Origin of the sequence: Leclercia sp. 1548, from assembly GCF_050435045.1 — a bacterium.
In the GTDB taxonomy this organism is placed as follows: domain Bacteria; phylum Pseudomonadota; class Gammaproteobacteria; order Enterobacterales; family Enterobacteriaceae; genus Enterobacter; species Enterobacter adecarboxylatus.
The window spans coordinates 94,507-107,431 of sequence record NZ_JBNDJP010000002.1 but is presented as its reverse complement, the minus strand read 5'-3'; the positions used below and the strand labels follow the sequence as shown (position 1 = coordinate 107,431).

The 12,925-nt window shown below is 55.3% G+C and carries 10 protein-coding genes; 5 read left to right on the top strand and 5 right to left on the bottom strand.

Annotated elements, in window-relative coordinates; genetic code table 11:
* Positions 1–3 precede the first annotated feature (3 nt).
* Positions 4–363: an arsenate reductase (glutaredoxin) gene (gene arsC, locus ABIE02_RS05815; RefSeq protein WP_077226707.1), complete on the top strand. Its 360-nt coding sequence runs from the start codon at positions 4–6 to the stop codon at positions 361–363.
* Positions 364–398: 35 nt separating this feature from the next.
* On the opposite strand, the gene ABIE02_RS05810 is transcribed toward arsC, so the two are convergent.
* The 4 genes from ABIE02_RS05810 to ABIE02_RS05795 all read right to left on the bottom strand — a co-directional run bounded on the left by ABIE02_RS05810 (position 399) and on the right by ABIE02_RS05795 (position 4,853).
* The gene (locus ABIE02_RS05810) at positions 399–1,100 is read right to left on the bottom strand and encodes a DnaA inactivator Hda (RefSeq protein WP_204260919.1); all 702 of its coding nucleotides are present in this window, start codon (positions 1,098–1,100) and stop codon (positions 399–401) included.
* Between the two features lie 95 nt (positions 1,101–1,195).
* Positions 1,196–2,485 carry a uracil permease gene (gene uraA / locus ABIE02_RS05805; protein WP_032613064.1) on the bottom strand — a complete coding sequence of 430 codons (1,290 nt, stop codon included), beginning with the start codon at positions 2,483–2,485 and terminating at the stop codon, positions 1,196–1,198.
* A 94-nt stretch (positions 2,486–2,579) separates the two neighbouring features.
* Positions 2,580–3,206, bottom strand: coding sequence for a uracil phosphoribosyltransferase (gene upp, locus ABIE02_RS05800; protein WP_032613066.1), 627 nt, complete (start codon positions 3,204–3,206; stop codon positions 2,580–2,582).
* A 216-nt stretch (positions 3,207–3,422) separates the two neighbouring features.
* Positions 3,423–4,853: a 6-phospho-beta-glucosidase gene (locus tag ABIE02_RS05795; protein WP_336994442.1), complete on the bottom strand. Its 1,431-nt coding sequence runs from the start codon at positions 4,851–4,853 to the stop codon at positions 3,423–3,425.
* A gap of 279 nt (positions 4,854–5,132) precedes the next feature.
* On the opposite strand from ABIE02_RS05795, the gene purM reads away from it, so the two are divergent.
* The 4 genes from purM to ppx all read left to right on the top strand — a co-directional run bounded on the left by purM (position 5,133) and on the right by ppx (position 10,633).
* Positions 5,133–6,170 (top strand): phosphoribosylformylglycinamidine cyclo-ligase, encoded by a 1,038-nt coding sequence (purM, locus tag ABIE02_RS05790; protein ID WP_059307417.1) that lies wholly within the window; start codon positions 5,133–5,135, stop codon positions 6,168–6,170.
* A complete protein-coding gene (gene purN / locus ABIE02_RS05785) occupies positions 6,167–6,808 on the top strand; it encodes a phosphoribosylglycinamide formyltransferase (protein ID WP_336994441.1) in 642 nt (213 codons plus the stop codon). Before purM ends, purN begins: the two co-directional genes overlap by 4 nt.
* Before the next feature lie 219 nt (positions 6,809–7,027).
* A complete protein-coding gene (gene ppk1, locus ABIE02_RS05780; protein ID WP_230430866.1) occupies positions 7,028–9,088 on the top strand; it encodes a polyphosphate kinase 1 in 2,061 nt (686 codons plus the stop codon).
* A gap of 3 nt (positions 9,089–9,091) precedes the next feature.
* Complete coding sequence (gene ppx, locus ABIE02_RS05775) at positions 9,092–10,633, top strand: exopolyphosphatase (protein ID WP_032613070.1); 1,542 nt, start codon at positions 9,092–9,094, stop codon at positions 10,631–10,633.
* Between the two features lie 7 nt (positions 10,634–10,640).
* On the opposite strand, the gene ABIE02_RS05770 is transcribed toward ppx, so the two are convergent.
* Positions 10,641–12,881 carry a sensor domain-containing phosphodiesterase gene (locus ABIE02_RS05770; protein ID WP_336994743.1) on the bottom strand — a complete coding sequence of 747 codons (2,241 nt, stop codon included), beginning with the start codon at positions 12,879–12,881 and terminating at the stop codon, positions 10,641–10,643.
* Between the last annotated feature and the right edge of the window lie 44 nt (positions 12,882–12,925).

Sequence of the window (12,925 nt, the reverse complement as noted above, 5' to 3'; positions counted from 1 at the left end):
AAGATGTCTGACGCGGTCACTATCTACCATAACCCCCGCTGCTCAAAGAGCCGCGAAACCCTGGCCCTGCTGCAATCAAACGGCATTGAGCCGCAGGTGGTGCTCTATCTGGACACGCCCCCGGATACCGACACCCTTCGCACACTGTTAAGCCAGCTGGGAATGCGCAGCGCCAGAGAGTTAATGCGCCAGAAAGAGGAGCTTTACAAAACGTTGGGGCTGGCTGACAGCGCGCTCAGTGAAGAGGCATTACTACAGGCGATGGTGGATAATCCGAAGCTGATCGAGCGCCCAATTGTGGTGGCAAACGGCAAAGCGCGCATTGGCCGCCCACCTGAACAGGTGCTGGAGATTGTGCAGTAAACATGGAACAGCCCGGCAGCCTGTGCGCGCCGGGCCTACAGATTGAGGATATCTTTCACAAAGGGAATGGTGAGCTTCCGCTGGGCGGTGATGGAAGCCTTGTCCAGCTGATCGAGCGTCATAAACAGGGTACGCATCTCGCGATCCAGCCGCTTCAACAGAAAACGCCCCACGTCTTCCGGCAGTTCAAAGCCCCGCAACCGCGCCCGCAGCTGCAAAGCCTGCAGTTTATCTTCATCCGAGAGCGGCTGTAATTTGTAGATTTGCCCCCAGTCGAGACGCGAGGCCAGATCGGCAAGCCCGAGTTTTAGCTGTCGCGGTGGACGATCGCCGGTGATCAGCAGTCGGGTTTTCCCGGACTCCAGAATGCGGTTATAGAGATCAAAAATCGCCATTTCCCACAGCTCATCCCCCGCCACGCATTCGATATTGTCGATGCAGACCAGCGACAGCTGTTCCATTCCGTCGAGCACTTCCGGCACGAACCAGGTGCGTTTATCCAGCGGCACATAGCCGACCGCATCCCCGCGCTGCGAGAGTTCGGCGCAGGCTGCATGCAGCAGATGGCTGCGCCCCGCGCCTTCGCGTGACCAGATATAGATGTAACCGCTGTGCTCCTGGCGCAACACGTTTTGCAGTGCAGCCAGTAAAGAGGGGTTATCACCCGGCCAGAAACTCGCGAAAGTTTCGTCGTCGGGAAGATAAAGTGGCAAAGAGAGCTGTGCCGGTGCGTTCAGAAATACCTCAACCAGGTCTTACTCGGAATCGGCCCAGAGTTTAACACGGAACAAGCGGGGAGAGAACCGGGCGGATCGGCCGCCCGGTTAGACGATCAATGAGAGACTTTTTCTGTCTCTTCCGCGTCCAGAACCACTTCTTCCGGGCGCAGGATGGAGATCACTTTGAAGATCAGGGCGAGGCCGATACCCACAATGGTCGCCAGCGCCATGCCTTTCAGCTCCGCTGCACCAATGTGAACCTTGGCTCCGCTGACGCCAATAATCAGGATCACGGAGGTCAGGATCAGGTTCTGCGCTTTGCTGTAATCGACTTTAGACTCGATCAGGACGCGGATACCGGAAGCACCGATTACCCCGTACAGCAGCAGCGAAACACCGCCCATTACCGGCACCGGGATGATCTGGATCGCCGCCGCCAGTTTACCCACGCAGGAGAGCAGAATGGCAATAATTGCCGCGCCGCCGATAACCCAGGTGCTGTAAACGCGAGTAATGGCCATGACGCCGATATTCTCACCGTAGGTGGTGTTTGGCGTGGAGCCGAAAAAACCGGAGATAATGGTCGAGAAGCCGTTGGCAAACATTGAACGATGCAGACCCGGGTCGCGGATCAGGTCGCGCTTGACGATGTTCGCCGTGACCACCAGGTGACCGACGTGCTCGGCAATAACCACCAGCGCCGCCGGCAGGATGGTGAAGATGGCAAACCACTCAAAACGCGGGGTATAGAAGGTTGGCAGAGCAAACCAGTGAGCCTGCGCGATTGGCGTCGTATCGACCACGCCCATGGCGAAGGAGAGCGCATAGCCCGCCAGCACGCCAATCAGGATCGGGATAATCGCCATAAAGCCACGGAACAGCACCGAGCCAAAGACCGTCACGCCCAGGGTGACCAGCGAGATGATAATGGTTTTGGTATCCGGCGACTGACCGTCGGCAGGCAGCAGGCCCGCCATGTTTGCCGCCACACCGGCTAACTCAAGCCCGATGACGGCAACGATTGCGCCCATTGCCGCAGGCGGGAACATCACATCCAGCCAGCCCGTACCGGCTTTTTTCACAATGAAAGCAACGAGGCAGAACAGCACGCCGCACATAATGAAACCGCCCAGCGCCACTTCATAGCCTAAAGGCAACAGCAACAGTACCGGCGAGATAAAGGCAAAGCTCGAACCCAGATAGGCCGGGATTTTACCTTTACAGATGAAGAGGTACAGCAGCGTTCCGATGCCGTTAAACAACAGCACGGTGGCCGGGTTAATGTGGAACAGGATTGGCACCAGCACGGTTGCGCCAAACATCGCAAACAGGTGCTGCAAACTAAGCGGGATTGTCTGTAAAAGTGGCGGTCTTTCACTCACCCCGATAGCACGGCGCGTCATAGTGTTTTCCTCAAGTGTTGTTTGCTTTTAACGGTTGGTTTTTTTATTCAAAAAAAAGCCGACTATCAAAGTCGGCTTCTTTTTCGTTTATCACTTACTTAGTACCAAAAATCTTATCACCGGCATCGCCGAGGCCCGGGATGATGTACCCGTGCTCGTTCAGACCCTGATCAACAGACGCAGTGTACAGCTCCACGTCCGGGTGCGCTTTTTCCAGCGCGGCAATCCCTTCCGGTGCGGCAACCAGTACCAGCACCTTGATGCTGCTGCAGCCCGCGTTTTTCAGCAGATCGATAGTGGCGATCATCGAACCACCGGTGGCCAGCATTGGGTCAACGACCAGCGCCATACGCTCGTCGATGTTGGAAACCAGCTTCTGGAAATACGGCACTGGCTCCAGCGTTTCTTCGTTACGGTAGATACCGACCACGCTGATACGCGCGCTCGGGACGTGCTCCAGCACGCCTTCCATCATGCCCAGACCCGCACGCAGGATTGGCACAACGGTAATTTTTTTGCCTTTGATCTGCTCAACCTGTACTGGGCCGTTCCAGCCTTCAATGGTCACCGTTTCGGTTTCCAGATCGGAGGTTGCTTCATAAGTCAGTAAGCTGCCAACTTCAGAAGCCAGTTCACGAAAGCGCTTAGTGCTGATGTCATGCTCACGCATCAGGCCCAGCTTGTGTTTAACGAGTGGGTGTTTCACTTCCACAATCTTCATTCTCTTTCTCCTTCGGGTGGCAGCCACAAAAAAAATCGCCGGATTATACCGCTTTTTTCAGACTGCGCCATACCCATCTTGCTTGACCGGGATCAACCAAAGTGAATAACAGGCTGCAGAGAGTATAAAAGAGACAAAAAAAACCGGAGGGGGATCTCCGGCCTTTATGCGGGGTTTCGCCGGGTGGCGCTGCGCTTACCCGGCCATGTCACAGAGCTACAGCGTCTCGCCGTTGCTGGCGATCACCTTCTGATACCAAGCAAAGGATTTTTTCTTACTGCGATTCAGCGTGCCGTTGCCTTCGTTGTCTTTATCGACATAGATAAAGCCATAGCGTTTTTTCATTTCGCCGGTACCGGCAGAGACCAGATCGATGCAGCCCCACGGGGTGTAGCCCATCAGATCCACGCCATCCTCCACTACCGCTTTTTTCATCTCGCGGATATGGGCGCTGAGATAGTCGATGCGGTACTGGTCGTTCACCGTGCCGTCGCTCTCCAGCACATCAATAGCGCCAAAACCATTCTCGACGATAAACAGCGGCAGCTGGTAGTGATCCCAGAACCAGTTCAGGGAGTAGCGCAGCCCCACTGGGTCAATCTGCCAGCCCCAGTCCGATTTCTGTACGTAGGGGTTGGAGACCAGGCTTTTGCTCTCGTCGTAATCCAGTTGCGGGTTATCCGCCGTCGCTTTGGTGGCAAACGACATGTAATAGCTGAAGCCGATGTAATCCACGCAGCCTTGTTTCAGCGCCGCTTTATCCTCTTCGGTGATATCCAGTTCAAAACCACGACGGGCAAAGTAGTTCAGCAGATGCTGCGGATAGGCACCGCGCACGTGTACGTCGGTGAACCAGTAGCGGCGGTGCATGGCATTCATCGCCATCATCATGTCGTCCGGGGCGCAGGTCAGCGGGTAGATAGGACACATTGCAATCATGCAGCCAATCCGCAAGGACGGGTTGATGTCACGTCCGGCTTTTACCGCCAGCGCGCTGGCCACCAGCTCATAGTGCGCTGCCTGGAACATCACCGGCTCGCGATCTTCGCCCGGCTGGTATTTCAGGCCGGAGTTGGTGAAGGGTGCGAAGTCTTCGTGGAAGTTGGCCTGGTTGTTAATCTCGTTGAAGGTCATCCAGTACTTCACTTTGTGCTGATAACGTGCAAATACCACGCTGGCAAAGCGCACAAAGAAGTCGATCAGTTTGCGGTTGCGCCAGCCGCCATATTCGCTCACCAGGTGATACGGCATTTCGAAGTGCGAGAGGGTAATAACCGGCTCGATGCCGTGCTTCAGGCACTCATCAAACAGATCGTCATAAAACTGCAGGCCTGCCTCGTTGGGCTGCTGTTCGTCACCTTTGGGGAAAATACGTGTCCAGGCAATGGAGGTGCGGAAGCATTTAAAGCCCAGTTCCGCGAACAGTTGGATATCTTCTTTGTAACGGTGATAGAAATCGATGGCTTCATGATTGGGGTAGTTTTTGCCCGGCAGCACCCCGTCGGTGATTTCGCGCGGGACGCCATGTGCGCCTGCGGTCATCACGTCTGCGACGCTTGGGCCCTTCCCGCCCTCTTGCCAGCCGCCTTCAAGTTGATGCGCCGCTACCGCGCCGCCCCACAGAAAACCCTCTTTGAATCCTGACATGCGATATCCCTCATTTAGCGTTAATTTTCGGCAAAAAAGAGTACAGAAACCGGTTTCAGTGAAATGATGTGCATTCAGCGAAGGGGTTGCAAGAAGAAGAATGTACCCGGTTTCATTTTCGTGAACGGGTTCAAGTTTGCGTAGCGAATCGCGATTTTTGCTGCATTTTCAGGGACCCGTTTTTCTGTTGCAGAATAGGCTCGCAAACGTTTGCCTGGACTGTTAGAATTGCGCCGATTTTTCTTACAATCGCAATGCAATCGCGTGGGGACTTGAGCCGTGACCAACAAAACTTCTCTCAGCTACAAAGATGCCGGTGTAGATATTGACGCAGGTAATGCGCTGGTTGACCGTATCAAAGGGGTAGTTAAAAAAACCCGCCGCCCGGAAGTAATGGGTGGGCTGGGAGGATTCGGCGCCCTGTGCGCGCTGCCGCAAAAATACCGTGAACCGGTTCTGGTCTCGGGCACCGACGGCGTAGGCACCAAGCTGCGTCTGGCGATGGATCTGAAACGCCACGACACCATCGGTGTTGATCTGGTTGCCATGTGTGTTAACGACCTGGTGGTTCAGGGTGCTGAGCCGCTGTTCTTCCTCGACTACTACGCGACCGGCAAGCTGGACGTGGACACCGCAGCCAGCGTGATCAGCGGTATCGCTGAAGGCTGCCTGCAGTCTGGCTGTGCGCTGGTTGGCGGTGAAACCGCTGAAATGCCGGGGATGTACCACGGCGAAGATTACGACGTAGCCGGTTTCTGCGTGGGCGTTGTCGAGAAATCCGAGATCATTGACGGCAGTAAAGTGACCGACGGCGATGTGCTGATTGCCCTGGGTTCCAGCGGCCCGCACTCCAACGGTTACTCGCTGGTGCGTAAAATTGTCGAAGTCAGCGGCTGCGATCCACTGACGACCGAACTGGAAGGCAAACCGCTGGCCGATCACCTGCTGGAACCGACCCGTATCTACGTGAAATCCATTCTGGAACTGATCGCGAACGTGGACGTTCACGCTATCGCCCACCTGACCGGCGGCGGCTTCTGGGAAAACATCCCGCGCGTATTGCCGGACAACACTCAGGCCGTGATCGACGAATCCTCCTGGCAGTGGCCAGCGGTGTTCAACTGGTTGCAGGATGCCGGTAACGTCAGCGACCACGAAATGTATCGCACCTTCAACTGCGGCGTGGGGATGCTGATCGCCCTGCCAGCCAGCGAAGTGGACAATGCCCTGGCGCTGCTGCAGGCGAAAGGTGAAAACGCGTGGAAAATCGGTATCATCAAGGCTTCTGATGCCGAACAGCGTGTGGTCATTGAATGAAAAATATAGTGGTGCTCATTTCCGGTAACGGAAGTAATTTGCAGGCTATCATCGATGCCTGCAAACAGAAGAAAATCAACGGCACCCTCCGCGCAGTATTCAGTAACAAGGCCGATGCGTTCGGCCTTGAGCGCGCCAGCGAAGCGGGCATTGCCGCGCATGCGCTCAGCGCCTCCCAGTTTGCCAGCCGCGAAGCCTTTGACCGCGAACTGGTGCAGGAGATCGACGCCTACGCCCCGGACGTGGTGGTGCTGGCGGGCTATATGCGGATCCTCAGCCCGGCGTTTGTGGCGCACTATGCCGGACGTCTGCTGAACATCCACCCTTCCCTGCTACCAAAGTATCCTGGCCTGAATACTCACCGTCAGGTGCTGGAGAATGGCGATGAGGAGCACGGCACCTCGGTTCACTTTGTCACTGACGAACTGGACGGCGGCCCGGTGATCCTGCAGGCGAAAGTGCCGGTGTTTGAAGGCGACAGCGAAGAGGATGTTACCGCCCGGGTTCAGGCCCAGGAGCACGCCATCTACCCGCTGGTGGTGAGCTGGTTTGTGGATGGCCGCCTGGCGATGCGCGACGGCAGCGCCTGGCTGGATGGCTCGCCGCTACCTCCACAAGGCCATGCGGCCGAAGAGTAATCTTTTGCCGGGTGGGCTTTGCTTACCCGGCCTCTCTGACTGTAGGCCCGCGCAAACAAAGCGCCGACGGGCAATGCCGCCAACCCTCTATTATTCTTCAAGAAAAAATTTAACTGTCATACTTTTCTGACACAGTTGGACATATAGTGGAAATGCTCGCCATAATAAAGGCGAGACGGATTTACCACGTCCTGTGATTGAACTGGAGTGTGAGTAGTAATGGGTCAGGAAAAGTTATACATCGAGAAAGAGTTAAGCTGGTTAGCATTCAACGAGCGCGTGCTTCAGGAAGCAGCGGATAAAAGTAACCCGCTGATTGAGCGCATGCGTTTTCTGGGGATTTACTCAAACAACCTGGACGAGTTCTACAAAGTTCGCTTTGCTGAACTGAAACGCCGAATCATCATTAGCGAAGAGCAGGGTTTGAACTCGAATTCGCGTCATCTGCTTGGCAAGATCCAGTCCCGGGTGCTAAAAGCCGATCAGGAATTTGACAGTCTGTATAACGAATTGCTGCTGGAGATGGCACGCAATCAAATCTTCCTGATCAACGAGCGACAGCTCTCGGTCAACCAGCAGAACTGGCTGCGCCACTATTTCAAACAGTATCTGCGCCAGCACATCACCCCCATTCTGATTAACCGTGAAACCGATCTGGTGCAGTTCCTGAAGGATGACTACACCTATCTGGCGGTGGAAATTATCCGCGGCGACAGCATTCGCTATGCGCTGCTGGAGATCCCTTCAGATAAAGTGCCGCGCTTCGTCAATCTGCCGCCGGAAACGCCGCGTCGTCGCAAGCCGATGATCCTGCTGGATAACATCCTGCGCTACTGTCTGGACGACATCTTTAAAGGCTTCTTCGATTACGACGCGCTAAACGCCTATTCCATGAAGATGACCCGTGACGCCGAGTACGACCTGGTGCACGAGATGGAAGCCAGCCTGATGGAGCTGATGTCCTCCAGCCTTAAGCAACGTCTTACCGCCGAGCCGGTGCGCTTTGTTTATCAGCGCGATATGCCGGACGCGATGGTCGAGATGCTGCGTGAAAAGCTGACCATCTCCCGCTACGACTCCATCGTGCCGGGTGGTCGCTATCACAACTTTAAAGACTTTATCGGCTTCCCGAACGTCGGCAAAGCCAACCTGGTGAACAAGCCGCTGCCGCGCCTGCGCCATATTTGGTTCGATAAGTTCCGCAACGGCTTCGATGCCATCCGCGAGCGCGACGTCCTGCTCTACTACCCGTACCACACCTTTGAACACGTGCTGGAGCTGATGCGTCAGGCGTCGTTCGATCCCAACGTGCTGGCGATCAAAATCAACATCTACCGCGTGGCGAAAGACTCCCGCATTATCGATGCGATGATTCATGCCGCCCATAACGGGAAGAAAGTCACCGTGGTGGTAGAGTTGCAGGCACGCTTCGATGAAGAGGCCAACATTCACTGGGCGCGCCGTCTGACCGAAGCGGGCGTACACGTGATCTTCTCGGCCCCGGGGCTGAAGATCCACGCCAAGCTGTTCCTCATCTCCCGTAAAGAGGGGGATGATGTCGTGCGTTATGCCCACATCGGTACCGGCAACTTTAACGAGAAGACGGCGCGAATTTACACCGACTACTCGCTGCTTACCGCCGATGCGCGCATCACCAACGAGGTGCGCCGGGTCTTTAACTTCATTGAGAACCCGTATCGTCCGGTCAGCTTCGACTACCTGCTGGTGTCGCCGCAAAACTCTCGTCGCCTGCTGTATGATATGATCGACAAAGAGATTGCTAATGCCCAGAACGGCCTGCCGGCTGGCATTACGCTTAAGCTCAACAACCTCGTCGATAAAGGGCTGGTGGATCGTCTGTATGCAGCGTCCAGTTCCGGGGTTCAAGTCAATCTGCTGATCCGCGGTATGTGCTCCCTGATCCCCGATCTGGAAGGCATCAGCGAAAATATTCGCGTCATGAGCATCGTTGACCGCTATCTTGAACACGATCGCATCTATATTTTTGAGAACGGTGGCGATAAACGCGTTTACCTCTCTTCCGCAGACTGGATGACGCGCAACATCGATTATCGAATCGAAGTGGCGGCACCGCTGCTGGACCCGCGATTGAAGCAACAAATTCTTGATATCATCGATTTATTGTTAAGCGATACTGTAAAAGCACGTTATATCGATAAAGAACTGAGCAACCGCTATGTGCCGCGCGGCAATCGCCGTAAAGTACGGGCACAGCTGGCGATTTACGACTATATCAAATCACTCGAGCAACCCGATTAACCTATGCCGATAAACGATAAGACCCCACGACCGCAGGAGTTTGCTGCAGTCGACCTTGGTTCTAACAGCTTCCACATGGTCATTGCCCGTGAGGTTGATGGCGCAATGCAGATCATCGGTCGGCTGAAACAGCGCGTTCACCTGGCGGATGGCCTGGACGCTAACAATATGCTCAGCGAAGAGGCCATGGAGCGCGGGCTAAACTGCCTGTCGTTGTTTGCCGAACGTCTGCAGGGTTTCACCCCGTCGAGCGTTTGCATTGTTGGAACCCACACTCTTCGTCAGGCCTCGAACGCCACGGAATTTTTAAAGCGTGCGGAGCAGGTGATCCCCTACCCTATCGAGATCATTTCAGGCAATGAAGAAGCCCGACTGATTTTCATGGGTGTGGAACATACTCAGCCCGAAAAAGGCCGCAAGCTGGTGATCGATATCGGCGGTGGCTCTACCGAGCTGGTGATTGGCGAAAACTTTGAGCCGCATCTGGTCGAAAGCCGCCGGATGGGCTGCGTCAGTTTTGCCCAACTCTATTTCCCGGGCGGGATCATCACCCGGGAAAACTTCCAGCGTGCGCGCATGGCCGCGGTTCAAAAGCTGGAGACGCTTGCCTGGCAATATCGACTCCAGGGCTGGAACGTGGCGCTCGGCGCTTCAGGTACGATCAAAGCCGCACATGAAGTGCTGGTGGAGATGGGCGAAAAAGACGGTTTTATCACCCCGGAGCGTCTGTCGATGTTGATGGAAGAGGTGGTCAAGCATAAGAGCTTTGAGGCGCTGAGCCTGCCTGGGCTGTCTGAAGAGCGCAAAGCGGTCTTTGTACCGGGTCTGGCCATCCTTTGCGGCGTGTTCGATGCGCTGGCCATCCGTGAATTGCGCCTGTCTGACGGCGCACTGCGCGAAGGCGTGCTGTATGAGATGGAAGGTCGATTCCGTCACCAGGATATTCGCAGCCGTACCGCGCAGAGCCTGGCGAATCAGTACAACATCGATCGCGAGCAGGCGAAGCGGGTGCTGGAAACCACTACCCATATGTATGAACAGTGGGAAACCCAGAACCCGAAACTGGCGCATCCGCAGCTGGCGGCTCTGCTTAAGTGGGCGGCGATGCTGCATGAAGTCGGGCTGAACATCAATCACAGCGGGATGCATCGCCACTCGGCCTACATTCTGCAAAACAGCGATCTGCCTGGCTTTAACCAGGAGCAGCAGACCATGATGGCTTCGCTGGTACGCTATCATCGCAAAGCCGTTAAGCTGGACGAGTTGCCACGCTTTACGCTGTTCAAGAAAAAACAGTTCCTGCCGCTGATCCAGCTGTTACGTCTGGGCGTGCTGCTCAACAACCAGCGCCAGGCGACAACCACGCCGCCGACGCTGACGCTCACCACGGACGATAACCACTGGACGTTAAGCTTCCCGCACGACTGGTTTAGCCAGAACGCACTGGTGCTGCTGGATCTGGAAAGAGAGCAGCAGTACTGGAGCGCCGTTACCGGCTGGTGCCTGAAAATTGAAGAAGAGCACTCTCCGAACGTCGCCGCGTAATCTCCTGTCAGGCGCTCTTCATGAGCGCCTGTTTCGACAGCAACGTCTCCAGCCGTACGGGTTTACCGATTAAATAACCCTGGAAGTAATCAATCCCCAGCGCCTCCGCGGCGCAACGGATCTCTTCGCTCTCGACATACTCCGCCACCACCAGCATTTTCTTCATCCGCGCCAGATGGCAAATCGAAGCCACAATCTGATAATCCAGGCTGTTGCTGACGATATTGCGGATAAAGCTGCCGTCGATTTTAAGGATATCGGCATCCACATTTTTTAAGCGGGCGTAACTGGCGTAGCCGGTGCCAAAATCATCAATAGCAATCCGGCATCCCATCTGTTGCAAATGATTCATCGTCTGCATGGCCAGTCCGGCGTTGCAAAAACTGCTGCTCTCGGTGATCTCAAAAATAAGCTGCCAGCTCTCAATGCCATAGGTTTGCAGCATGCGGCCCACCTCAAGGGGCAGTTGTGCCCGGCAAACGGATGACGGCGACAGATTAATGGCAAATCGCTGACCCGGCAGGCTCTCCCGGTTATCGGCCATAAACTGCAGCGTCTTCTCTACCACCAGCATATCGATACGCGAAGAGAGGCCAAACTCCTGCGCGACGGGCAGGAATACATCGGGCGATATCAACTCTGCGTCATCATTTTGCAGCCGGAGCAGCACCTCGTGATAGTCATCGCCGCGGATCCCCTGTACGGGCTGTGCCAGCAGGGTAAATTGATCTTTTTCCAGCGCGCGTTGCAGGCGACTCATCATCGCGACTTTTTCTTTCAGGCCACGTTGCAGATTAATTGCGCCCCGCTGCTCCAGGTTTTCCGGGTGATTGGTTGCCAGGGAGAGATCTGCAATGGTGCCCAGCTCCCCCAGCAGAAGATAAAGGTGCACCACCGGAGAACGCACGTAGCAATAGCTGATTCCCACCTGCGGCTGGAGCGGCATCCCGTCCCAGAGAAAGCGGAAACGCTTGATATGCAAATCCAGCTCGTCAATACGGGACTGATAAGACTCGGTATTCAGCCGTAATACCAGATCGTGCCCGGACAACTGATACACACACTCATCCGGCTGCAGATAGCCGTTAATCCACGCGGCCAGTTTCTGTTTGTACTGGATACGGAGTAATAAGCCGTAATTGCGCCCCAACATCTCCAGTTCCGGCATGCGCAGGAAGCAGAGCACCGACCAGGGTTTTTTCCCCAGGGCCCGAGTGAGCGCCCGCAGGTTAGGCATGTGTACCACCGGGTCGAGAAAGGCCAGCCGTCTGGCGCGGTTATTAATCGTCCGCTGACGCGTCGCCAGCATCGCCATGTAAACCACCACAAAGGTAAAGACCAGATAGCTGGAGGTGGTGATGGTGAGCTGAATATCATAGCCCTGCGACTGGGGAATATAGCTGTCAAAAAAGTGAATAGAGACAATCAGCACCGGGGTCCAGATGAGGGACATCAGCTTATAACCGAAGCGCATTGATCCCCATAGCATTACCGGCATCAGCAGCGACAGGGTGTAATTGGTACTAAAGATGGTGCTGTTTTCGGTGATGGGCCAGAGGAGCAAGGCCAGCAGCGCGCTGGTTGCCGCTGTCCAGATAACTACTTCCGTTACCGTGACTTTACCGTCGATTTGGCCCTTAATCTGCGACATCAGGCTTCGCAGGTAGCGGGGATGACGGAGGGTGCGGATGATGAAGTAGCTGAAAGGCACGCCCGTCAGGCAGCCAACGAGCAGGGCCTGATAGTTAATCAGCGAACGAATCCCGGAGGGACTGAGATTTATCAGGTCAAACCGCGTCTCATAGACGCCAAGGTAGATAGCGAACTGAAACAACAGCAGAAAAATCGTGGCCGGACAAAACATTTGCCAGAACAATCGCTGCCCCATCAGCCGTGCGTCGCCATAGGCGACCCTGTTACGGCGGGGGGCGAAGACCCGATATCCGCCCCAGCTGAGGGTTATCGGAATCATGAAATGGCCAATAGCCATGGCAGTTTCGTACCCGCCTATCGAGGGGTAATAGCGAACAAAGAGTGCAATCACTATGCCCGGTACAGCCGCCATGCCGTAAAACAGCATCAGCGACAGTAAGAAAGCCAGCGGCATGTAATAAAGCACGACCGGGTTTCCGTTAATCTGGGCGTAGGTGGTGGCAAGACGCGCAACAGGCAGCAGCACGATCGGTAAGATCAACGGCAGTGCCCACCAGCGGTCTTTGTATGTTTTGTATAAGGAGAAAATAGTCATAGATGCCATAGTTAACCCGCTCATCCAGGGGCAGTTCAGACAGG

Coding starts and splice junctions, on each gene's coding strand:
- arsC (WP_077226707.1), top strand. CDS start 4: ATGTCTGACGCGGTCACTATCTACCATAACCCCCGCTGCTCAAAGAGC.
- uraA (WP_032613064.1), bottom strand. CDS start 2,485: ATGACGCGCCGTGCTATCGGGGTGAGTGAAAGACCGCCACTTTTACAG.
- upp (WP_032613066.1), bottom strand. CDS start 3,206: ATGAAGATTGTGGAAGTGAAACACCCACTCGTTAAACACAAGCTGGGC.
- ABIE02_RS05795 (WP_336994442.1), bottom strand. CDS start 4,853: ATGTCAGGATTCAAAGAGGGTTTTCTGTGGGGCGGCGCGGTAGCGGCG.
- purN (WP_336994441.1), top strand. CDS start 6,167: ATGAAAAATATAGTGGTGCTCATTTCCGGTAACGGAAGTAATTTGCAG.
- ppk1 (WP_230430866.1), top strand. CDS start 7,028: ATGGGTCAGGAAAAGTTATACATCGAGAAAGAGTTAAGCTGGTTAGCA.
- ppx (WP_032613070.1), top strand. CDS start 9,092: ATGCCGATAAACGATAAGACCCCACGACCGCAGGAGTTTGCTGCAGTC.
- ABIE02_RS05770 (WP_336994743.1), bottom strand. CDS start 12,881: ATGACTATTTTCTCCTTATACAAAACATACAAAGACCGCTGGTGGGCA.